General features: G+C 74.0%; 19 protein-coding genes, 1 pseudogene and 1 riboswitch. Of the genes and pseudogenes, 11 read left to right on the top strand and 9 right to left on the bottom strand.

Features of this window, described 5'->3' with window-relative positions:
- The 6 genes and pseudogenes from EBN88_RS19175 to thiO form a co-directional block, all read right to left on the bottom strand.
- Positions 1 to 441: pseudogene (locus EBN88_RS19175) on the bottom strand (hypothetical protein); the annotation flags it as partial.
- 340 nt (positions 442 to 781) lie between these two features.
- On the bottom strand, positions 782 to 2,725 hold the full coding sequence (pknB, locus tag EBN88_RS19170) for a Stk1 family PASTA domain-containing Ser/Thr kinase (protein WP_122185135.1): 1,944 nt from the start codon (positions 2,723 to 2,725) through the stop codon (positions 782 to 784).
- A gap of 116 nt (positions 2,726 to 2,841) precedes the next feature.
- Positions 2,842 to 3,987 (bottom strand): hypothetical protein, encoded by a 1,146-nt coding sequence (locus EBN88_RS19165; RefSeq protein ID WP_122185134.1) that lies wholly within the window; start codon positions 3,985 to 3,987, stop codon positions 2,842 to 2,844.
- A gap of 70 nt (positions 3,988 to 4,057) precedes the next feature.
- Positions 4,058 to 4,843: a thiazole synthase gene (locus tag EBN88_RS19160; RefSeq protein WP_267902577.1), complete on the bottom strand. Its 786-nt coding sequence runs from the start codon at positions 4,841 to 4,843 to the stop codon at positions 4,058 to 4,060.
- Positions 4,844 to 4,923: 80 nt separating this feature from the next.
- Entirely contained in the window at positions 4,924 to 5,163 is a 240-nt protein-coding gene (gene thiS, locus EBN88_RS19155) for a sulfur carrier protein ThiS (protein WP_122185132.1), read from the bottom strand.
- A complete protein-coding gene (gene thiO / locus EBN88_RS19150) occupies positions 5,160 to 6,608 on the bottom strand; it encodes a glycine oxidase ThiO (RefSeq protein ID WP_122185131.1) in 1,449 nt (482 codons plus the stop codon). The genes thiS and thiO overlap by 4 nt, the downstream gene beginning before the upstream one ends.
- 12 nt (positions 6,609 to 6,620) lie before the next feature.
- A riboswitch (TPP riboswitch) is annotated at positions 6,621 to 6,710 on the bottom strand.
- A 405-nt stretch (positions 6,711 to 7,115) separates the two neighbouring features.
- Here thiO and EBN88_RS19145 point away from each other — a divergent pair.
- The 3 genes from EBN88_RS19145 to EBN88_RS19135 all read left to right on the top strand — a co-directional run bounded on the left by EBN88_RS19145 (position 7,116) and on the right by EBN88_RS19135 (position 10,264).
- Positions 7,116 to 7,985 (top strand): DUF1996 domain-containing protein, encoded by an 870-nt coding sequence (locus tag EBN88_RS19145; protein ID WP_122185130.1) that lies wholly within the window; start codon positions 7,116 to 7,118, stop codon positions 7,983 to 7,985.
- 144 nt (positions 7,986 to 8,129) lie between these two features.
- Entirely contained in the window at positions 8,130 to 8,834 is a 705-nt protein-coding gene (locus EBN88_RS19140) for a DUF305 domain-containing protein (protein WP_122185129.1), read from the top strand.
- Between the two features lie 98 nt (positions 8,835 to 8,932).
- Positions 8,933 to 10,264, top strand: coding sequence for a family 16 glycosylhydrolase (locus EBN88_RS19135; RefSeq protein ID WP_122185138.1), 1,332 nt, complete (start codon positions 8,933 to 8,935; stop codon positions 10,262 to 10,264).
- 98 nt (positions 10,265 to 10,362) lie between these two features.
- Here the strand turns inward: EBN88_RS19135 and EBN88_RS19130 are convergent, their stop codons facing one another.
- Positions 10,363 to 11,415 (bottom strand): LacI family DNA-binding transcriptional regulator, encoded by a 1,053-nt coding sequence (locus tag EBN88_RS19130; protein WP_233580789.1) that lies wholly within the window; start codon positions 11,413 to 11,415, stop codon positions 10,363 to 10,365.
- A gap of 124 nt (positions 11,416 to 11,539) precedes the next feature.
- Between EBN88_RS19130 and EBN88_RS19125 the strand changes: the two genes are divergently transcribed.
- From EBN88_RS19125 to EBN88_RS19105, 5 genes are all read left to right on the top strand, one after another.
- Positions 11,540 to 12,766 carry an NAD(P)/FAD-dependent oxidoreductase gene (locus tag EBN88_RS19125; protein WP_233580788.1) on the top strand — a complete coding sequence of 409 codons (1,227 nt, stop codon included), beginning with the start codon at positions 11,540 to 11,542 and terminating at the stop codon, positions 12,764 to 12,766.
- A gap of 32 nt (positions 12,767 to 12,798) precedes the next feature.
- Positions 12,799 to 13,164: an Rv2175c family DNA-binding protein gene (locus tag EBN88_RS19120; protein ID WP_122185127.1), complete on the top strand. Its 366-nt coding sequence runs from the start codon at positions 12,799 to 12,801 to the stop codon at positions 13,162 to 13,164.
- Positions 13,165 to 13,226: 62 nt separating this feature from the next.
- Complete coding sequence (thiE, locus tag EBN88_RS19115; RefSeq protein WP_122185126.1) at positions 13,227 to 13,895, top strand: thiamine phosphate synthase; 669 nt, start codon at positions 13,227 to 13,229, stop codon at positions 13,893 to 13,895.
- A 10-nt stretch (positions 13,896 to 13,905) separates the two neighbouring features.
- On the top strand, positions 13,906 to 14,832 hold the full coding sequence (metF, locus tag EBN88_RS19110) for a methylenetetrahydrofolate reductase [NAD(P)H] (protein ID WP_122185125.1): 927 nt from the start codon (positions 13,906 to 13,908) through the stop codon (positions 14,830 to 14,832).
- 21 nt (positions 14,833 to 14,853) lie between these two features.
- Entirely contained in the window at positions 14,854 to 15,906 is a 1,053-nt protein-coding gene (locus EBN88_RS19105) for a hypothetical protein (protein WP_122185124.1), read from the top strand.
- Positions 15,907 to 15,984: 78 nt separating this feature from the next.
- Here the strand turns inward: EBN88_RS19105 and EBN88_RS19100 are convergent, their stop codons facing one another.
- Positions 15,985 to 17,448: a phytoene desaturase family protein gene (locus tag EBN88_RS19100; protein WP_267902576.1), complete on the bottom strand. Its 1,464-nt coding sequence runs from the start codon at positions 17,446 to 17,448 to the stop codon at positions 15,985 to 15,987.
- Positions 17,445 to 18,086, bottom strand: coding sequence for a TetR/AcrR family transcriptional regulator (locus EBN88_RS19095; protein WP_122185123.1), 642 nt, complete (start codon positions 18,084 to 18,086; stop codon positions 17,445 to 17,447). The genes EBN88_RS19100 and EBN88_RS19095 overlap by 4 nt, the downstream gene beginning before the upstream one ends.
- 140 nt (positions 18,087 to 18,226) lie before the next feature.
- Between EBN88_RS19095 and EBN88_RS19090 the strand changes: the two genes are divergently transcribed.
- The 3 genes from EBN88_RS19090 (at position 18,227) to EBN88_RS19080 (ending at position 20,141) form a co-directional block, all read left to right on the top strand.
- Complete coding sequence (locus tag EBN88_RS19090) at positions 18,227 to 18,697, top strand: SAV_6107 family HEPN domain-containing protein (protein WP_158621441.1); 471 nt, start codon at positions 18,227 to 18,229, stop codon at positions 18,695 to 18,697.
- Positions 18,698 to 18,740: 43 nt separating this feature from the next.
- Complete coding sequence (locus EBN88_RS19085) at positions 18,741 to 19,538, top strand: methyltransferase (RefSeq protein ID WP_122185121.1); 798 nt, start codon at positions 18,741 to 18,743, stop codon at positions 19,536 to 19,538.
- A gap of 204 nt (positions 19,539 to 19,742) precedes the next feature.
- The gene (locus EBN88_RS19080; RefSeq protein WP_122185120.1) at positions 19,743 to 20,141 is read left to right on the top strand and encodes a DUF3040 domain-containing protein; all 399 of its coding nucleotides are present in this window, start codon (positions 19,743 to 19,745) and stop codon (positions 20,139 to 20,141) included.
- Positions 20,142 to 21,126: the final 985 nt, after the last annotated feature.

Here is a 21,126-nt window from a genome sequence, read left to right as displayed (position 1 = left end):
GGGGGCCGGCGCCGGCTCGGCCGCCGGCTTGGCGTCGACCTCGGCCGCCTCGGCCGCCGCCTCCGCCTCGGCCTCGGCCTCGAGCGCCGCGCGCTCGGCGCTGCGGTCGGCGGCGCGCTCGGCCGCCCTGGACTCGGCCGCCTGGCGCTCTATTTCGGCCTGGATGGCGCTCGGGTCGGTCACCAGCAGGGCGTTCTCGCGCTGCTTGGCCGCGGCCTCGGCGAGCACGGCCTGTGCCTCGGGCGTGGCGTCGCCGGGCGCGTCCTGGGCCGCGCGGCCCTGCCCGGGCACGTCAACGGCCCTGACCTGCCAGGCCACTTCGTCGGCGACATCGGAGACGCGTTCGGCCGATCCGGCCGATGTGGGGGCGATGGCGAGGGCTGCGGCGGCGAGGCCCGTGGTGGCCAGGGCGGCGGTCGCGGTGCGCCGCCAGCGAATCACGCCGGTCCTGCCGGAACTTCCGGGACTGCGGTGAGCGGGCATTTCAGGGGTCCTCTTGTTCTCGCGTGGTGCTCGCGGATCGCGATGGCCCTTGTTAACAGCCCTTAAAAACGAAATGCAATAACCCTACGTACTAGATGGCGTAGTGTGGCGCGCTCGGCAAAAACCCGTTTGGGCGCGTTATGACTGGCGTCGAGAACTCGAAAAGAGCACTACCGGCTTTCGTATGTGACCTGAGTCCTATGACGCGCGTCACAGTAGTGGACACTTCACGAGGGCAAAGCATCCAGCCGTGTGAATGCGTCGAAGACACCGCCGATTGGCGGCGTTCGGGGGTCGTTCAGCGGACCCAGAGGGTGATCGTCGAGCCGCGTGGCGCCTCTTCGTCCCTGACCGACTGGTTGAAGACGGTCCCGGTGAAGAACAGCTGGTTGACGTTCACGCGGAAGCCCAGGTCCTCCAGGATGCGGCGGGCCTCGTCCTCGTCCTCGCCCCGCACGTCGGGGACCATGATCATCTCTGGGCCCTTGGAGATGGTCAGCTCCACGGTGTCGCCCTCGCCCGCGCTCTCGCCGCCCACGGGGGACTGCTCGGCCACGGTGCCCGCCTCCTGTTCGGAGTGCACCCGCTCCTCGGCGACCTCGACCTCGAAGCCGGCCTCCCGCAGCCGCCGCATCGCCGAACCCTCCGGATCGCCCACCACGTTGGGCACCGACAGCTCCTGGCCACGGCTGACCACCAGGTTCACCGGGGTCTCGGGGCGCCGCTCCGCGCCCGGCTCCGGATCGCTCTCGATCACGGCGCCCCTGGGCACCTCGTCGGAGAACCTCGCCGTTTCCTCGCCGACGACCAGCCCCACCTCGGCCAGCTGCTCCCTCGCCTCGTCCGCGGGCACGCCCCGCAGGTTGGGCACCACGGCGATCTCGGGTCCCCGGGAGACCACCACGGTCACCGTCGCGTTCCGGCGCACCCGCTCCCCGCGCTCGGGGTCGGTGGAGATGACATGGCCTGGCTCGACGGTCTCCGAGTACTCCTCGACGATCCGCACCTTCAGGCCGGCCGAGCGAAGCTCCCGCTCGGCCTCGTCGACCGGCAGGTCATAGACCCCCGGAGTGCGTTGGAACTGGCCGGAGTTGATGTACCAGACGCCGATCCCGCCGGCCAGCAGCAGCACCCCGGCCAGCACCAGCGACAGCACCCCCCGCCGGGACAGCCGGCGCCGCCCGCGCCCGGACGGCGTCTCCGGCGGGAGCGACGCGCCCGAGGGCAGGTCGATCCTGGCCGTGTGGTCCACGCCCGCCGGCTCCCGGCGCACCGCGCCGGGCAGCCGCGACACCCGCCGTGTCTCGTCCTCGGAGCCCAGGGGACCGGCGTCCTCGGCGCCTTCGGGCCGTTCCCGCCGCTCGACGACGGGCGGCGGGGCGTCCAACTGGTCGTCGCTCAGCGCCGCCCGCGCCAGCCGGGCGCTGGCCAGCATCGCCGCCGCGTCGGCCAGCCGACCCTCCGGGTCGCGCGCCGTGGCGGCGGCCACCAGCTCGTCGAGCGGCGGCGCGAGGCCGGGCACCACCTCGGACGGCGGCGGCACGTCGTGGTGCACATGGGCGTAGAGCACCTGGGCGGGGGAGTCACCGGTGTGCGGCTTCCCACCGGTGAGCATCTCGTAGAGCAGCACCCCGCAGGCGTAGACGTCGGTGCGGGCGTCCACCGCGCCGCTCTCGATCTGCTCCGGGGCCAGATAGGAGACGGTGCCCAGCAGCGAACCCGTGTCCGCCGAGGTCTGGCCGTCCACGCCGCGCACCAGCCCGAAGTCCGCGACCTTGACCCGGCCGTCCGAGCCGATCAGCACGTTCTCCGGCTTGACGTCGCGGTGCACCAGGCCGGCGCGGTGCGCGGCGGCCAGCCCCGCGAGCATCGGCTCAAGGATGTCCAGCACCGGCCGGACCGCCAGCGCCCCGCGCTCGCGCAGCACGTCCCGCAGCGTGCAGCCGTCGACGTACTCCATCGCCAGATAGACGTAGCCGCCGTCGGCGCCCTGGTCCAACACCCCCACGATGTTGGGGTGATCGAGCCGCGCCACCGCCTTGGCCTCGCGGATGAACCGGGCCACGAAGCCGGCGTCGGAGACCAGCGGCGGGTGCATCACCTTCAGCGCCAGCACCCGGTCGAGCCGGGTGTCGACGGCCCGGTAGACCGTGGCCATGCCACCCACGGCGATCCGCTCGACGACCTGGTACCGGCCGTCGAGCACGCGTCCGATCAGCGGGTCGTGCAGGGTGGTGTCCACAGCGCCCGATTTTACGGCGACCCGTCAGCCCCACGCGGCCCGCCCGCCGGTCGACGGGCCACCGCAGCGGGAATGCCGCGAGACCGAAGCGGAACGGTGACGAAACCGGGAACGGCTCAGCCGGACGCCAGCCCCAGCGTCTCCCTGATCTCCACCTCGATGTCGATGCCCATCGTGGCGTACCCCTCCTCCACCGCGCTCCAGAACGCGTCCTCGTCCGAGGCCGAGGCGGCCGACTCCCAGACCGGCAGGCTCTCCTGGCGCGCGACCAGCAGCCGGTCCACCGGCTCGGCCACCCGGGGCCACTCGGCGCCGGAGAGCGACTCCATCTCGTCCTCGATGGCGGAGACCATCTCCGCAGCCCACTCCCGGCCGGTCGCCAGGTCGCTCTCGCCGGGCAACGGCTCGTACCAGACGGTGATTTCGAGCGGGTTGGTCAGCTCCAGATAGGCCAGCGACTCCTCGTCGAACGCCCCCGGATCGCCGCGCAGCGACGCGTCGAGCGCGTCCCCCTCGACATGGGCGAAGAAGCAGAGGATCTCCCGGTCGCCCAGCCCCCAGCCGCCGGGCTCGGGATGGTAGTAGTACGGCACCACCTCGGCGGGCAGCGCCCACATGTCCAGGACGAACGAGGGCGCCAGGCGCGGGCACTCCCGCTCCGCGAAGGCGGCCAGCTCCTCGACGCCGGGAAAGGAGTCGTAGCCGGTCACCTCGACCGAGCCGAACACCTCGCCCTCGTGCGGGGCCTCGCAGGGCAGCACGGTGACGAACCGTTCCCTGGCGCCCTCGTCCTCGTACTGGTCGATGCCGCCGGAGGAGTCGAAGCAGTCGCCGATCCCGATGTCGAGGACCGTCCGCTCCTCGCCGTCCGGGCCCTCGGCGTCGTCGCCGTTGGCCCCGTCGTCCGAGCCCTTGTCTCCGTTTCCGCCGTCGTCGGGCTCCCGTTCGCCGGACTCTGCGGTGCCGCCGGGGCCGTCGTCGGAGGCGTTGAGCGCCAGCGGCACCAGCACCGCCAACGCCACGATCTGGGCGCCGGCCAGCGCCATCGCCGCGATGGCCAGGCCCCGGCCACGCCCCCGGCCGGTCGCCAGCCGGCCCAGCGCGAGCACGCCCAGCACCAGAGCCACCGGGAAGAGCGCGACCAGCGAGAGCACGAACGCCCAGACCGCCAGCGGCTCGAACCGGGCCGGGGGCGGCGGCGCGGGGGGCGCGGGCGGCTCCGGGCCGCCGGCCGGCCACCCGGGTGTGGTCGGAGTACTCAACTGGGCTCCCAGAACGAGAGATCGGGCGCGGACCCCGCCGGGAAACCTCGGGGAGTGGCGGAAGCGTATATCAGCGTGCGAAAGCGGGGCGTTCGGGGTCGAGCGCCGCCAGACCCTCCGTCGGCGAGGACGCCTCGGCGAAGTGCCGCCGGGGAATCCGGCCCGCCAGCGCCGCCAGCCGGCCGGCCGACACCGCCTCCCGCATCGCCCGCGCCATCAGCACCGGCCGCCGCGCCCTGGTCACGGCCGAGGCCAGCATCACCCCGGCGCAGCCCAACTCCATCGCGAGCGCCACGTCGGACGCGGTGCCGGCCCCGGCGTCCAGGATCACCGGAACGCCGGCCCGCTCGGTGATCAACGCGAAGTTGTGCGGGTTGCGGATGCCCAGGCCCGAGCCGATCGGCGAGCCCAGCGGCATCACCGCCGCGCAGCCCACGTCCTCCAACCGCCGCGCCACCACCGGGTCGTCGCCGGTGTAGGGCAGCACGGTGAAGCCGTCGTCGACCAGGGTCTCGGCCGCCTCCAGGGTGGCCACCGGGTCGGGGAGGAGGGTGCGTTCGTCGGCGATGACCTCCAGCTTCACCAGATCGGTGCCCAGCGCCTCGCGCGCCAGCCGGGCGGTCAGCACCGCCTCGCCCGCCGTGTGGCAGCCGGCGGTGTTGGGCAGCACCGCGATGTCCAACCCGGCGAGGACCGAGAGCACCGAGCCGCTGGTCGTCGGGTCGAGGCGGCGCATCGCCACCGTGGTCAACTCGGTGCCTGAGGCGCGCAGCGCGTCGCGGAGCACCGCCAGGCTGGGGGCGCCCCCGGTGCCCATGATCAACCGGGAGTTCAGCCGCAGCCCGCCGAGCGTCAGCGGCTCGTCGCCGTCGGCGGGCGGCGTGGACGCCGCCCGCGTGGGGTCAGCCGTGGGGTCCGTCGCATTGGTCAACGGTCTCAACCTCCCTGTACCGCCGTCAGCACCTCGACCCGGTCGCCCTCGGCGAGCCGCAGCCCCGGCCACTGGCCGCGCGGCACCACCGTCTCGTTGACGGCCGCCGCGATCCCGGAGGGCGCCGTCCCCGAGGGCGCGCCGCTCAACGCGCCGACCAGCGCCGCCAGGGTGGTGCCGGCCGTCAGCTCGCGGGGCTCGCCGTTCACGGAGACGGTCACCCGACCGTCGGGGAGCGTGGTCATGCCGACACCTCCGAGGACCGGCCGGCGCGCGCCAACGGGCTCGCGCCGGTGCTCGCGCCGGCGTTTCCGGGGCCGCCAGCGCCGGCGTGCGCGCCCGCACCCGTGAACCGGCCCGGGTGGAACGGACGGGCCTGGTCCGGGGGTTCGCCCCCGGTGAGCGTCGCGGCCAGCGTCTCGCCGGTGATCGGGGCCAGCAGCACCCCGTTGCGGTGGTGGCCCGTCGCCATCTGGAGCCCGGGCAGCGCCGTCGGACCCAGCAGCGGACCGTTGTCCGGGGTGGTCGGGCGCAGCCCCGCGCGGGTCTCGACCAGCGGCAGCTCGGTGATCCCCGGCAGCAACTCGTGTGCGTCACGCAGCAGTTGGTAGACGCCGCCGGCGGTGACCGAGGTGTCCCAGCCGCGCTCCTCCGAGGTGGCGCCCAGCACCAGCTCGCCGTTCTCCCTGGGCACCAGGTACACCTGCTCGCCGCGCACCACGGCGCGCACCGTGCGCCCCAACAGCGGCGGCAGGCCCGGCAGATCGCGCAGCCGCAGGATCTGCCCCTTCACCGGCCGCACCGGGACCGCCACCTCGGGCGGCAGCCCCGCCAGCCGTCCGCTCCGGCTGCCGCCGGCCAACACCGTCTGCCCCGCGTGCAGTTGGTCGCCGTCCGCCAGCCGCACCCCGGCCGCCCGGTCGCCGGACACCAGCAGCGCGCTCGCCTCCCGCCGCACCAGGGTCACCCCGGCGCGCACGCACCCGGCCAGCAGCGCGGCCGTCAGCCGCCGGGGGTCGACCTGGTGGTCGCCGTCGACGCGGAGCCCGCCGCGCACCCCGGGCGCCAGCATCGGCTCAAGGCGGCGGCACTCGCGGCCGGTCAGCCACTCGGCCGCCAGGCCGCACTGGCGCTGCGACAGGTGCGACTCGCGCAGCAGCGCCCGGTCGTCGGCGTCCAGCGCCACGGCCAGCGTGCCGCAGGCGCGGTAGCCGACGCCGTCCTCGGCGTGCTCGGCCAGCTCGGCGACGAAGTCCGGGTAGCGGCGCGCCGAGGCCAGGTTCAGGTCGAGCAACGCCTCCTCGCCGTGGTGCAGTTCGGTGACCGGCGCCAGCATCCCCGCCGCGACCGAGGCGGCGCCGCCGCCCGGCGCCGGGTCCACCACCGCCACCGAGAGCCCGGCCCCGGCCGCCCGCCAGGCCGTGACCAGCCCGATCAGCCCGCCGCCGACCACCACCACATCGGGCCGTGGCGACCGCCCGGCCCCCGCGCCGGCGCGTACTCCCGCGCCCGGCAGGCCCGTTGCCCCGGCGCGCACCCCCGCGCCCGCGCCCGCGCGCAGTGCTGCCTCCACGCCCGCGCTCGCGTCCGCGCGCAACTCTTCGTCCGCGCCCGCGTGCACATCCCGGCCCGCGCCCGCGCGCACTCCAGCGGGTGTGCCCGCGTCCGCGTCCGTCTTCCCGCTTCCCATGGCGCCTCGCCTCCTCCCTTCGCCGGCATGACCCGGATCAGGTGCGTACGGTCGGAGGCCGCCCAGCCTCCCTCTCAGCCCGGTGCGTCCGGGCTCCCGTGGGTTCGTTCCGTCGGCCAGCGTAGTACCCGACGGGGAGCGGCGTTTGGGAGGGTTTCGCCTCGACGTCCCCGCCCGGCGCGCGGCGCACCCCCGCATCGCCGCCTCCCCGACCAAGATCAGAAAACGCTCTCTGATCTTGGTCGTCCGGCAACGGGCGGGCGTGACGGCCGAGTTCACCCGCTCCTGGCCTCGGTTCCGGGAATGTGCCGCACTCCTTGACGCTGTCTCCCGCCCCTCCTATGTTCCGGGCTCAGAGAGCGCTCTCTGGTGACCTCCGTCCGGCAACCGGACCGGGCGGGGCAGCCCCACAACCCCATAGGGAGAGCCGTGAAACAACCCGTGAGACAACCAGTCGGCCGACCTCGTGTCCTGGCCGCGCTGCGGAGCACCCCGCGACGCCTGACGATGGCGGTCCTCGCCCTCACCGGCCTGCTGGCCTCGCTGGTCGTGGCCGGCGCGGCCGGGGCCGCCGAGTCGCCCGCCCCGGCCGAGGAGCGGGTCGGGGCCGAGGCGGTGCGGGTGGCGGAGTTCGTCGCCGAGTGCGAGTTCAGCCACCGGCGGCCCGACGACCCGATCGTCTTCCCCGGGCTTCCGGGCGCCTCGCACAGCCACAGCTTCTTCGGGAGCACGGTGACCGACGCACACACCAACCTCGGGGACCTGCTGAACTCCGACAGCACCTGTGACCCGGCGATCGACCTCTCGTCGTACTGGGTGCCGACGCTCTTCGTGGACGGCGAGCCCGTCGAGCCGCAGAGCGCGACGTTCTACTACCTGGGCGAGGGCGTCAACGAGGCGACGCTCGCGCAGACCCAGCCGCTGCCTCAGGGACTCAAGATCGTGGCCGGCAACGCCGTCGCCACCGGTCCCGACGACGCCGGGGTGACCTCCCGCTGGTCCTGCCTGCACGCCGGGCACGTGGACCCGTCGAAGGACTTCGTCAACTGCCCCGAGGGCACCGCGCTGGAGTCCTACCTGGACTTCCCGCAGTGCTGGGACGGGGAGAACCTGGACTCGCCGGACCACAAGAGCCACATGGCCTACCCGGTGGCGGGCACCTGCCCGTCCACCCACCCCGTGCCGGTGCCCAAGCTCCGGCAGGTGCTGCGTTACCCGGTGACGGGCGATCCCTCGCGCTTCGAGTTGGCGTCGGGAGCCGGATACACGATGCACGGCGACTTCTTCAACGCCTGGCCCGAGCCGGAGATGGAGCGCCGGGTGGCGGACTGCATCAGGGCCGTCATCAAGTGCGGCCCTGACGGCATCCCCGGCTGAGCGGGGGAGCCCGGTGGTGCCCGCCGTCGGGGCCGCCCCGACGGCGGGACCCGGGCGAGGCGGCGACGGCGAAGCGACAGGTACGCGCACCGGCCCGTGCGAGACGGGCCGATGCCGGATCACGGGAGACGGGATGACCGGCACATGACCGGCACGGCGCGCTCGGCCACGGGCCGGACACCGTTCGCCGCACGGCTCGCCGCACTGGGCGTCGCCCTCGGCGTCGCCCTCGGCGTCGCGCCGCTGGCGACCGGCTGCGGCGGCTCCTCCGGGAGCGACGCCCCGGCCAACGAAACCTCGGCCAACGAAACCTCGACGGAGGGGACTTCGACGGACGAGGCGTCGGGCGACGAGTCCGACGCGTCCCCGTCGGCGAGCCCGAGCGACAACGCCGGCGCCGGCGGGCTCAGCGCCACCGACCTGGCCTGGGCGCAGCTGATGATCCCGGTCAACGAACAGCTGCTCCCGTTCCTCGACACCGTGGCCGAACGGGCCGACGACCCGGCGCTCCGCGCCTTCGCCGCCGACCTCGTGCCCGGCTACCAGGCCGAACTCGACGCGCTGCACGCCCTGTTGACGGAGGCCGGCGTCGAGTACGTCAACATCCACGAGGGCCACAACATGCCCGGCATGGTCACCGAGGAGGAGCTGACCGAGCTGGCCTCCCTTGCGGGGCCGGCCTTCGACGAGGAGGCCCTGGCCCACCTCGACGAGCACCTGACCGAGACGGCCGAGGTCTCCCGCGCGGAGACCGAGGCCGGCACCGACCCGGCCACGGTGGCACTCGCCGCCGACCTGGACCGGGCCCGTTCCACCCAGAGCGCCGAGCTGGACCGGCTCACCGGTTGACCGCCCGGCCCCACGACCCGGTGGTTTCCCCCACCACCGGAACGACCGGCGGCTTCCGGGCCGCCACCCCACACCACCGAAAGGATCAGGACGAGATCATGCACCTGAGAAAACCGCGGCGGCGCAGACCGGCCCTTGTCGCCGCGGCCGTCGCCACCCTGGCCGCCGCCCTCGGCCTGGGCACGCTGACCTCGCCGGCCACCGCCGCGCCCGAGGACGAGGTCCTGCTGTCGTACAACAAGCCCGCCGAGGCCTCCACCTCGCAGCACGACGGCAACTGTTGGGAGTGCACTCCCGAGCGCGCCTTCGACTTCGACCCGGCGAGCCGCTGGGCCACCTCTCCGGACAACGGCTGGGTCGATCCGGGCTGGATCTCCGTCGACCTGGGCGCTCCCGCCGAGATCAGCCGGGTCGTCCTCCAGTGGGACCCGGCCAACGCCAAGTCCTACGAGATCCAGGTCTCGGACGACAACCAGAACTGGGAGACCGTCTACGCGACCACCGAGGGGGCCGGCTTCAAGGAGAACATCGAGGTCACCGGCAGCGGTCGGTACGTCCGGATGTACGGCACCGAGCGGTCGGGCCCCTACGGCTACTCGCTCTGGGAGTTCCAGGTCTACGGCACCGGCGGCGATCCGGAGACCCCGCCCGTTCCGCCGGACCCGACCGAGCCGCTGGAGCTGGTCTTCAGCGACGAGTTCGACGGCCCGGCCGGCAGCACGCCGGACCCGAGCAAGTGGACCTCGGACCCGGGCACCGCGCAGAACAACGAACTCCAGGTGTACACCGAGGACGCCAACACCCGGATGGACGGGGACGGCAACCTGGTGATCGAGGCGCGCCGCGAGGAGACCCCGGGGACGACGTGCCCGGTCGACCCGTTGAGCGGCTCCACCACCTGCCAGTACACCTCGGGCCGGATCAACACCTACGGCAAGTTCGACTTCACCTACGGGCGGGTCGAGGCGCGCATCCAGCTGCCCAGCGGGCAGGGGCTGTGGCCGGCGTTCTGGATGCTGGGCTCGTCGTTCTACGACGATGGACGCCCGTGGCCGTACAGCGGTGAGATCGACATCATGGAGCACGTGGGCCTGGAGCCCAACGCGGTCCACTCCACGCTGCACGCCCCGGCGTACTTCGGTGCCGGCGGCTACGGCAACTCCTTCGACCTGGGCGAGCCGGCGAACGCCAACTTCCACGTGTTCGCGCTGGACTGGAACAGCCAGGGCATGGTGTTCACCGTGGACGACCAGGTCGTGCACACCGTGGACCGGGAGGAGCTGGAGACCACGGTGGGCCCGTGGGTCTACGACAACAACTTCTTCCTGATCCTCAACACGGCGGTCGGCGGCGACTGGCCCGGCCCGCCGGACGGTTCGACGGTCTTCCCACAGCAGATGAAGATCGACTACGTGCGGGTCTACCAGTGAGCTGGTGATCTCTGTCCCCCTGACGCCGTGACGGGCGATCCGGCCCGGCGGGTGTTTCCACACCCGCCGGGCCGGGCCCACGGCGTCCCCGGCCGGCGTCAACCGGACTGGCGCACGACCAGCGAGGGGTGGAAGACCACGGAGGGCAGCGGGCGTTCGCCGGACTCGATCTGCCGCAGCAGCAGCCGCGCCATCTCGGCGGCCATCTCCTCTACCGGCTGACGCACCGTGGTCAGCGGCGGGTCGCAGGCCAACGCCGAGACACTGTCGTCGAACCCGACCACCGCCACGTCCTCCGGCACCCGGCGCCCCGCGCGGTGCAGCGTGGTCACCGCGCCCAGCGCCATCAGGTCGTTGGCCACGAACACCCCGTCCAGGTCCGGGTGTTCGGCCAGCAGCCACTTCATCGCCGCGCCGCCGCTGGCCTGGGTGAAGTCGCCCTCGGTCCACGGCACTTCGGCGTGCCCGCGCTCGGCGAGCGCCGCGCGGAAACCGGAGAGCCGCTCCTGGGCCAGCGGCATGTCCTGCGGCCCGGCGATGGTCGCGATCCGCCGCCGGCCCTCCGCCAACAGCCGCTCGGCGGCCAGCAGCGCGCCGGCCCGCTGGTCGACGTCCACATAGGTCAACGGCGTCGGCGCGGCCGGGCGGGCCGCCAGCACGGCGGGCAGCGCGGTGCGCGACAGCAGGCCGGGCAGCGGGTCCCGCGCGTGCGAGGAGATCAGCACCACGCCGTCCACGTGGCCCTGTTGGAGATAGCCGAGGAGCTGCGCGCGGGACGCCTCGTCGTCGGCGAGCGTCAGCATCACCTGGATGCCCCGGGGCCGCAGCACCTCCAACAAACCGGTCAACACCCGACCGAAATAGGGGTCGGTGAAGATCCGACCGACGAACGGACCGGTCACATCGCGGCGTTCCTGCTCGGAGACGACCAACGCCACCGAGTCGGTGCGGCGCGTGACCAGCGAACGGGCGGCCCGGTTGGGCACATAGCTGGTGCGGGCGATGGCCTCCTCGACCAGCTTCCGCAGGCGCGGGTCGACGGTGGCCTCACCGTTGATCACCCGGGAGACCGTGGCCCTGGAGACCCCGGCGGCACGCGCGACGTGTTCCAGCGTCACGGGCCGGGATCTCGGTGCGGGGTCCGTGGTCACCGTGCCTTTATACCTCTGTGGTCCAGTCCTCTCGAAGCCCGGGACCGAACCCGGAACGAACGGACGAACGGAACGAGTCCCGGCCGGCCGCCCCGGCCGCCCCGGTGACTCGTAGGCTGGCGCCGTGACACAGGGACTGGGACCGGGACCGGTACTCGGACGCATCGTGATCGTCGGCGCCGGCCTGGCCGGGGCCACCACCGCCCAGGCGCTGCGCGAGGGAGGCTGGCGCGGGCCGGTGACCCTGCTCGGCGCCGAGCGGCACCGCCCCTACGACCGGCCGCCGCTCTCCAAGGAAGTGCTGCTGGGGCAGCCGGCGGAGCTGGAGCTGGCCGTCGACTTCGCCGAGCACGACATCGAACTCCTGCTGGGCCGCACCGCCACCCAACTGGACGTCGAGGCACGCCGCTTGGAGACCGACGGCGGCCCGCTGGACTACGAGGCCGTCGTGTTGGCCTGCGGGGCCCTCGCGTTGGACCTGCCGGGCACGGCGGGCCTGCCGCATGTGTCGACACTGCGCACGTGGGACGACGCCGAGCGGCTGCGCCCCGTGCTCGCCGCCGGCGGCAGCCTGGTGATCGTCGGCGCCGGCTGGATCGGGGCCGAGGTCGCCACCGCCGCACGCACCGCCGGCTGCGCGGTCACCGTGGTCGAGGCCGGCCCGCACCCGCTGGCCGGCACGCTGCCGGCCGAGGTCGCGGCCCCGATGGCGGCCTGGTACGCGGAGGCCGGGGCCGAGTTGCGCACCGGCTCGCCGGTGACCGCCGTCCACCAGCGCGAGGTGGAGCTGGCCGACGGCACCGTGCTCGGCGCCGACGCCGTGCTCGTCGGGATCGGCTCCCGCCCGGACACCGCCTGGCTGGCCGGCTCCGGCGTGCCGCTGGGCGCGGACGGCTCGGTGCTGGCCGACGCCCGGCTCGCCACCGATGCGCCCGGCGTGTACGCGGTCGGGGACTGCGCCTCCTACCCCTCCGCGCGCTTCGGGCGCCGCCTGTTGACCCACCACTGGGACAACGCGCTGGTCGGGCCGCGCACCGTCGCGGCCACTCTGCTGGGCGAGCCGGCGACCCACGATCCGGTGCCGTACTTCTGGTCCCGGCAGTTCGGCCGCTACCTCCAGTACGTCGGGCACCACGGGCCCGAGGACCGGCTGGTCCGGCGCGGCGACCCGGCCGGCCCCGAGCGCGCCTGGACCGCCTGCTGGCTGCGCGGGGAGGCGCTGACCGCCGTGCTGGCCGTCGACCGGCCGCGCGATCTGCTCCAGGGCCGGCGCCTGGTGGACCGGGGAGCCGCCGTCGATCCGACGCTGCTCGCCGACCCGGACGTCCCCCTCAAGTCGGCCGTGCGCTGACGGCTGTCGGTGGGAGATGGCAGGCTTGAGGTGTGACCGAGATTGATGCGAAGACCGACGCTCTCGTCCCCGCCTGGCTCACCCTTCCCGATGTCGCGGAAGCCCTGGGCCTGGAAGTCACCCGGGTCCGCCAGCTGGTCAAGGAGGGCCAGCTGATCGCGGTGCGCCGGGGCGAGGACCGCGTCCTTCAGGTGCCGGCCGACTTCATCGGCGACGGCAGGATCGTCCGTGGCCTGACGGGCACGCTCACGCTGCTGCGGGACGACGGCTTCACCGACGAGGAGATGCTGGAGTGGCTCTTCACGCCGGATGACAGCCTCCCCGGCACGCCGGCGCAGGCTCTGCGGGAGAATCGCGGGACGGAGGTGAAGCGCCGCGCCCAGGCGCTCGCCGTGTAGCCCACCAGCCGGTGGCGGGGACGTCCGCCCCGCCACCGGCGTCACCCCGAGGGGGATGGACGATGCTCGCCGACGCCCGGCTCTATCTGTGCGTGGACGCCCGCCGGCGCCAGGGCGACCTGCCCGAGTTCCTGGACGCGGTGCTGGCCGGCGGCGTTGACATCGTCCAGCTGCGGGACAAGGAGCTTGAGGCGGCCGAGGAGTTGGCGTACCTGCGGGTCTTCGCCGACGCCTGCCGCCGGCACGGCCGGCTGCTGGCGGTGAACGACCGGGCCGACGTCGCCCACGCCGCCGGGTCCGACGTGCTGCACCTGGGCCAGGGGGACCTGCCGGTGCCCGCCGCCCGCGCCATCCTCGGCCCGGGGACGGTGATCGGCCGCTCCACCCACGCGCCCGAGCAGGTGGACGCGGCGCTGGCCGACCCCGAGGTCGGGTACTTCTGTGTCGGCCCGTGCTGGCCCACCCCCACCAAGCCCGGCCGCCACGCGCCCGGCCTCTCCCTGGTGCGCTATGCCTCCTCCCGCTCCCCGAGGCTGCCCTGGTTTGCCATCGGTGGCATCGACGCTGAGAATCTGGACCAGGTGCTGGACGCCGGGGCACGGCGCGTGGTGGTGGTGCGCGCGATCACGGAGGCCGACGACCCCGGAGCGGCGGCGGCCGAGTTGGCCCGCAGGCTCAGGGAACGTCCGGACCCCGGACAACAGGCGCCAGGAAGCGGTGGAGATCGGTAGCCTGCCTGGCATGGCCCTTGGGAATCCCAGCACCATGTCAGGTCGCGCCGCGACCGTTCGTGATCTACTGGCGGCCGGCAAGCGATCGTTCTCCTTCGAGTTCTCACCGCCGAAGACCGAGCGCGGCGAGAAAACGCTGTGGAACGCCATCCGCCGGGTCGAGGCCGTCGCGCCGACGTTCGTCTCCGTCACCTACGGCGCCGGCGGCGGTTCCCGGGAGCGCACCGTGCGCGCCACCGAGCGGATCGCCACCGAGACCACGCTCACGCCCGTCGCCCACCTCACCGCCGTCCAGCACTCGGTGGCCGAGTTGCGGAACATCGTCGGCCAGTACGCCGACGCCGGCATCCGCAACATGCTGGCACTGCGCGGCGACCCGCCCGGCGACCCGATGGCCGAGTGGGTCCGCCACCCCGAGGGCGTCAGCTACGCCATCGAACTGGTCCGGCTGATCAAGGAGTCGGGCGACTTCTGCGTCGGCGTGGCCGCGTTCCCCGAGATGCACCCGCGCTCCACCGACTGGGAGACGGACATCCGGTACTTCGTGGAGAAGTGCCGCGCCGGCGCCGACTTCGCGATCACCCAGATGTTCTTCTACCCGGAGGACTACCTCAGGCTCCGCGACCGCGTGTCCGCCGCCGGCTGTGCCACGCCGATCATCCCCGAGATCATGCCGATCACCAACGCCCGGCAGATCGACAGGTTCCAGCAGCTCAGCAACACGAGCGTGCCCCCCGAGCTGAAAAGGCGCATCCTCGCGGTCAAGGACGACCCGATGGCTGTACGCTCGGTCGGGATCGAGTTCGCCACCGAGTTGTGTGCGCGGCTGATGGACGAGGACATTCCTGGCCTGCACTTCATCACGCTGAACACGTCGAGTCACTCCACGGCAACGCTGGACGTCTACAAGAACCTGGGGCTGCACCAGCGGTCCTGACTCAGTGCGGAGAGGGGCCTCATGGGCTGGACGGTCCTCTACATCGCTTTCGGCTTTGTGGCCCTCTGGCTGCTCGGTGAGGTACTGCTCCAGTACAAGGCGCGGCTGCGCTGGCGGTTGGTCGCCTTCTTCGGCTTTCTCGGCGTGGTCGTCGGGGTGTTGCTGCCCTCGGTCCCCGTGATCGCCCTGGGCGCCGTGGCGTTCGCCACCGGTCAGACCTTTGTCACGCTCTCCTTCCGGCGCGGCTTCTCCACCGGCTGGGCGCTCGGCGGCAAGCCGGGCACCAGCCGGCGGCGCCGCGAGCCGCGCCCCGAAAACGCGGGCGACGAGGGGGAGTTCGACGAGCCGCAGCAGTCGGCGCCGCCCCCGCCGCCCGCCCCGACCAGTCCGCCGGACGCCGGCTTCGCGACCGAGGAGTTCCCCCGACAGGGCTTCGGCGAGGGGGAGTTCGGGCGCGAGCGCCCGGGGCACGGTGGGTACGACTCCGGCGATTACCCCCAACAGGACTACGCGCAGGGCGACTTCGGGCAGAACGGTTTCGACCGGGGCGACTTCGCGCCGGCCGCCACGGGACACGACGGCTTCGGGCCGAACGGCTTCCCGCAGCACGAGGACGTGGGCGGCGAGATACACGCCGGCGTCGGCTACGACGCCGGATATGCCGACGGCTACCGGGATCCGGCCGTCGAGAGCGCCTACACCGAGCCCTACCCGGGCGCCTACCAGGACAGCTACGGCGCCGCCGCCGGCTACGGAGAGCAGGGCCAGTACCTCGCCGGCGGCACTGACGGCTACGGCTACCAGACGGGCTGGGCCGAGCAGGCCGCCACCCCGCAGGCGCCCGAGGCGAACGGGTACGGCGACCCGGCGGGCGGCGGCTGGGCGGCCGGTGGCACGGGGGAGACCCCGTACTACCAGGAGACCCCGCCGGGCGGCGTCTGGGTCCCGCAGCAGCGCGAGGGCGTCGCCGACGACCCGCTGGGCTACGGCTATCCGCAGCAGCCCGCCGACCCCTACGGCCAGCCGCCCGGCTACGACGCGACGGGGCAGGGCTTCTACTACGACGGCCGTTAGCCGGCCGCTGACCGGCCGGTTGGGCGCCGGGGGCGCCGGGGCCGTGTCTGGGCCCGGGGTGCCGGGGTGCCGGGGCCTTCAGTAGGAGCCGCGCCAGTCCGGGCCCTCCACGATCAGCCCGGCGGCCAACGCCCCCGACATCCCCACGTGCGCCAGCCCGCCGCCGGGGTGCGCGGCGGCGCCCACCCGGTAGAGGCCGGTCAGCCGGCCCGTGTTGGCGGCGGCGAGGAACGCCCCGCCCGCCCCGGCCAGCGCCGGCGGCGCCACGACCCCGCCGGGCGCCCCCGTCTCGCGCTCCACATCCAGCGGGGTGCGGCACTCGGACCACAACACCCGCTCCCGCAGGCCGAGTTCGGCCGCCTCGGTGGCGTCGAGCAGCCGCTCCCGCCACCGCTCGACCAGGGAACGGTCCGACCAGTCGAGCCCGCCGTCCCCGTGCGGCGGCACCGGCGTCGAGACCACCGCCGTCTCCCGGTTCGGTCCCGGCCGCAGCGTCGCGTCGTCGGGCCGCAGCACCCGCGTCACCGGGGCCCCGGCGCCCGAGGGGTGCAGCAGCGTGCGGTGCGCCGCCCCGGGCGGGCGCGCGCCGTCCAGCGCCAGGAAGAGCGTGAACCTGCCGTTCCCGCCGGCGCGTTCACCGGCGCGCGGCGCGCCCCACACCACCGCGTCGGCCGGAACGGTCTCCCCGTCGGCCAGCCGCACCCCCGCGACCCGGCCGCCCGAGCCCAGCACCTCCACCACCTCGGCCCCGAACCGGAACGCCACTCCGCGTTCCCGGCAGCGCTCCCACAGGGCGTCGGCCAAGGCCCGCATCCCGCCCACCGGATACCAGGTGCCGAACGTCTGCTCCACATACGCCAACACCGCGGCGTCCGCAGGGGCCGACGCGGGATCGAGGCCGTAGTCCTGGGCGGTGCCGGTCAACACGGACGCAAGCGCCGGATCGCCCAACTCGGCCAGTGCCAACTCCGCCAGGCTTGGCGCGCGCCGGCGCAGCAGCCCGCGCCGGCGCGCGGGATAGCGTCCCTCGACCAGGTCGGCCCGCTGCTCGACCGATGTCAACGGCTCCTCCAACAGCGGCCTTCGGGTCGCCTCCCAGGTCTCCCGCGCCCGCCCCAGCAGCGCGCCCCACCGCGCGCCGGCGCCCGCGCCCAGCGTGGCGTCCAACGCGCGCCGCACCCCGCCGGGCGAAAGACCCGGCAGCCGCAGCGACCGCCCGTCGGGGAACCGGTGTTCCACAGCCGGATCGACCACCCGCCGCAGTTCGAGACGGTCCGCCAGTTCCCCCGGCGGCCGGCCCCGCCCCCGGGGCGCCGTCTTCAGGAACAGGTCCCGCCAGACCGCCGGCAGGAACAACAGCCCGGGGCCCGTGTCGAACCCGAACCCGTCCCGCGTGAGGAGCCCCAGCGCCCCGCCGTGGGTCGCGCCCCGCTCCAGCACGGTGACCGCGCGGCCCGCCGTGGCCAGCCGCGCCGCCGCCGCCATGGCGCCCATCCCGGCGCCGACCACCACGACCGGGCCCGACTCCCGCGCGCCGCTCACCGCCGCCCTTCCTCGTCCCGGCCTTCCTCGTTCCGCCCGGCGGCCGCCTCCAACTGCCCACGCAGCACGACCGACATCGCCCGCCGCACCTCGGCCGGCCGGCGCTCGGGGTGGAACGTCCGCCAGTCCAGCGCCCCCAGCACCACCATGCCCACCAGCGCGCCCGAGGTCAGCTCGACATCCAGGTCGGCCCGCAGCTCACCGGACTTCACCCCGTCCTCCAACACCTCCCGCACCACGCCGGCCACCTGCCGACGCACCGCCACCAGCGTCGGATGCCACGGCCGGCTGCTCCGCCACTGCTCGGCCATCAACAGCCGCACGAGATCCGGGTGTTCGGCGACGAACGCCAGCCCAGCGTCCGCCATCCGCTCCAACGCGGCCAGCGCGCCGCCGGGCGCCGCTCCGACCGACCGGCGCAGCGCGGCCGTCAACGGCTCGATCCCGTCCCGCAGCAGCGCCTCGAAGAGTTCGGTCTTGCTGGAGAAGTTGTAGTAGACCGTGCCCTTGGCCACGCCGGCCCGCTCGGCGATCTGCTCAACCGACGTGGCGGAGACGCCCTGTTCGGCGAAGAGGGTGACGGCGGCCTGGTAGAGCCGCTGCCGGGTCGCGCTGCGCCGAGGGCTCGAAACTGTCATGCGCCGATTGTCTCGCTCCTGGCCAGACGGCTCGCGACGGGGATTGTCAGTGCCATGGTTCACCATGTGCACAGCTGCGCATACCGCGCAGACCATCGGAGAAGTTGGACCGCTGAATGGCGACTGACTGGAGGCTCGTCATGACCGGACTCCCGACTGATGTGCACCCCGTGCCGCGCCGGGCGCCCGCGCCGCCCGCCGCACTGGACCTGCTGACCCAGGCCGAGCGCGGCCTCGACGAGGCGGCCGTCCTGCCCGACCCGGGCGAGGCGTTCGTCGCCGCCCACCTGGCGGCGCTGCGGGCCGCGGCGGCCGTGCTCGCGGTCCGGGGGCGTCCCGAGCTGACGCCCCGGGGGCGCCGCCGCATCCGCAGCGTGTGGGAGGTGCTGCCCGAGGTGGCCCCCGAGTTCGCCGAGTGGAGCGTCCTCTTCGCCGGCAGCGCCGACCGCAGGGCCAGGATAGAGGCCGGCATACGCGGCGTCGCCACCCGGGCCGACGCGGACGAACTGCGCCGCGCCGCCGGGTTCTTCCTGCGGTTGGTGGAGGAGATGCTGCTGCGCCAGCCGGTGCTGCGGGCCGACCACGACGCCGGGGGCCGGGCCGCGAAGTAGGGTGGTGGCGCCCCGCCCCCGTCACCACGAGGAGCCCCGCGCCATGCCCTCACCGTCGCGCGCCCGTCCCACGGGCGACCAGATGTCCGGGTCGCACGCCGCGTCGCGCGCGGGGGTGGTGTGGGACGTGCTGCGGCGGGCGCTGTCGGAACGCTCCACCCGCGCCGGCCGCCCGACGCTCGACGTGCTCGACATGGGCGGCGGCAGCGGCAGCTTCGCGGTCCCGGTGGCCGGCCTCGGCCACCGGGTCACCGTGGTCGACCCCAGCCCCGACGCGCTCTTCGCGCTGGAGCGGAGGGCCGCCGAGGAGGGCGTCGCCGACGCGGTGCGCGGCGTCCAGGGGGACACCCAGGACGTGCTGGACGTGGCCGGGCGCGGCGCGTTCGACCTGGTGCTCTGCCACGGGGTCCTGGAGTATGTCGACGATCCCGGCGCCGGGCTGCGGGCGGTCGCGGCCGCGCTGCGCCCCTCGGGCGGCGCGCTCAGCGTGCTGGCCGCCGGCGCCGGCGGGGCGGTTCTCTCCCGCGCGCTCGCCGGCCGGTTCACCGAGGCGCGAACGGCGCTGGCCGACCCGTCGGGCCGCTGGGGAGCGCAGGACCCGGTGCCGCACCGCTTCACTGTGGAGCGGCTGACCGCCCTGCTGACCGAGGCGGGGCTGCTGCCGGGCCAGGTGCACGGGGTGCGGATCTTCGCCGACCTGCTGCCCGGCACCCTGCTGGACACCGAGCCGGACGCGGGCGCCGCCCTGGCCCGACTGGAGGCCGAGGCCGCCGTGCGCCCCGCGTTCCAGGCCGTGGCGGGACAGCTTCACGTGTTGGCCGAGCTTCCGGGCGAATCGTAGTCCAACTCCTCGTATCATCGGGATGAGCCCTCCGGCATGACCAGAGGCAACCAGGGGAAGAAGAGGACCATCCCCAGGGTGTCCGGTGAGCCGGTGTGGTGGGCGAAATTGGCGTACAGGGGTGGGTTTCACAGGAACACTTACCTGCCTATCCTTGAAGGGTCGGAAACGGTCGCCACCGCGACCGACGAGTAGGAGGACTCCGTGCCGCTCTCGGACCGCGAGCAGCGCGTGCTCGAAGAGATGGAGCGCGCGCTACACGCCGAAGATCCCAAGTTCGCGACAACGCTCCAGGGCTCCGAGCTGCGCACCGTCACGCGCAAGCGGGTCTACCAGGCGATCGCAGGGTTTGTGCTGGGCATCGGCCTCCTCATGGGAGGCATGGTCGCGCAGCTCATCTGGCTGAGCGTGGTGGGCTTCTTGATCATGCTTGGCTGCGCGGTGGTCGCGGTGACCGGCTGGCGCAGGGCTCCCGTGCAGCAGGGGGGCCAGGGCGGGCCTCAGGCCGCCGGTGGTCGGCGGCAGCGGGCACCGAAGCGGCGGTCGATGATGACGAGGATCGAGGACCGCTGGCAGCGCCGCCGGGACGCGCGCGGCGAGTGACCGCCGGGTCACCCAGGTTTTTTCACAGCGCACCACACTGCGGCAGGGGCCGCCCTCACCGGGCGGCCCCTGCCCTTTCCTTCCATCGGGTTCCCTCCATCGGGGTCCCTCGCCGCCTCACGACGTCGTTCACCTTTTCGGTGAGTGCCGCCGCTCGTGGGGGTGGGCGGTCGGAGCCCCTCCTGTTCGCCGGTGCGAAGACGCCATCGCGAGGGAGCCGGCTGTCAACTCCGAGGCGTGGCAGCCACCCGGCGCATGTTCCGGCGGGTGCTGACGGCGGTGGCGGTCCAGGTGTGCGCCTCGGCTGAAGCGTCCGCCGGGCCGGCACGGGACACGGCCTGGCGCCCCCGGGCGGAGTGCCTCTCCGGTGTCGGAGAAGCTCTCCGCCTGGCTCGCTCCCGAGGCGGAGCGGCCTTCCGTTTCGGGACCGCTTCGGCGCGGTGAGTCGCTCCCGACGGGGATGTCCCCTGTCCGAGTCGGAGAGCCTCTCCGGTGTGGGAGGTGCGGGGAAGATGCGGAGCGCCCCTCCGCTGCGGGCGGCTCCTCGGCGCGGAGAGGTTCTCCACCTGGCGCGGCACCGAGGCGGTGGTCGCTGGGCACGCGGAGAAGGGCTCCACTTCGCGGGGGCGTGCCCAGAGGAGCACGCCCCCGTCCTGGTGAGCGGCGGCGGAGCGGAGAGGCGCTCCGGGTGTGGGGAAGGGATCGCTTCGAAGTGGAGTGTCTGTCCGGACATGAGCTGCCGGGGGTTCGGCGTCCCCACCGCGTTGGCGCGCTTGAGCATCCGGCGTCCACACACCGCGTCCGCGCCCGCTGCCCGCCGATCTCAGCGTCGGCGCGTGCCCTTCCGCGCGGCAGCGCGTGGCCTGTGTCCCCTGGCGCGGTGGCGCCCGTGTCGCGCGCCAGTGCTGGCGTGCTCCCGCCGCACGCCAACGCCGGTCCGGCGCCGCCGCGCCCCCGCCGCGCCCCCGCCCCGCCCCGCCACGCC

It is taken from the genome of Streptomyces triticirhizae, assembly GCF_003696235.1.
GTDB lineage: Bacteria > Actinomycetota > Actinomycetes > Streptomycetales > Streptomycetaceae > Streptomyces > Streptomyces triticirhizae.
This window is presented reverse-complemented; position numbering and strand designations above follow the sequence as displayed.

Coding starts and splice junctions, on each gene's coding strand:
- thiS (WP_122185132.1), bottom strand. CDS start 5,163: ATGACCACGCTCCCCGACGGTCGGGTGACCGTCTCCGTGAACGGCGAG.
- thiO (WP_122185131.1), bottom strand. CDS start 6,608: ATGGGAAGCGGGAAGACGGACGCGGACGCGGGCACACCCGCTGGAGTG.
- EBN88_RS19145 (WP_122185130.1), top strand. CDS start 7,116: ATGGCGGTCCTCGCCCTCACCGGCCTGCTGGCCTCGCTGGTCGTGGCC.
- EBN88_RS19140 (WP_122185129.1), top strand. CDS start 8,130: ATGACCGGCACGGCGCGCTCGGCCACGGGCCGGACACCGTTCGCCGCA.
- EBN88_RS19135 (WP_122185138.1), top strand. CDS start 8,933: ATGCACCTGAGAAAACCGCGGCGGCGCAGACCGGCCCTTGTCGCCGCG.
- thiE (WP_122185126.1), top strand. CDS start 13,227: ATGCTCGCCGACGCCCGGCTCTATCTGTGCGTGGACGCCCGCCGGCGC.
- metF (WP_122185125.1), top strand. CDS start 13,906: ATGGCCCTTGGGAATCCCAGCACCATGTCAGGTCGCGCCGCGACCGTT.
- EBN88_RS19105 (WP_122185124.1), top strand. CDS start 14,854: ATGGGCTGGACGGTCCTCTACATCGCTTTCGGCTTTGTGGCCCTCTGG.
- EBN88_RS19095 (WP_122185123.1), bottom strand. CDS start 18,086: ATGACAGTTTCGAGCCCTCGGCGCAGCGCGACCCGGCAGCGGCTCTAC.
- EBN88_RS19090 (WP_158621441.1), top strand. CDS start 18,227: ATGACCGGACTCCCGACTGATGTGCACCCCGTGCCGCGCCGGGCGCCC.
- EBN88_RS19085 (WP_122185121.1), top strand. CDS start 18,741: ATGCCCTCACCGTCGCGCGCCCGTCCCACGGGCGACCAGATGTCCGGG.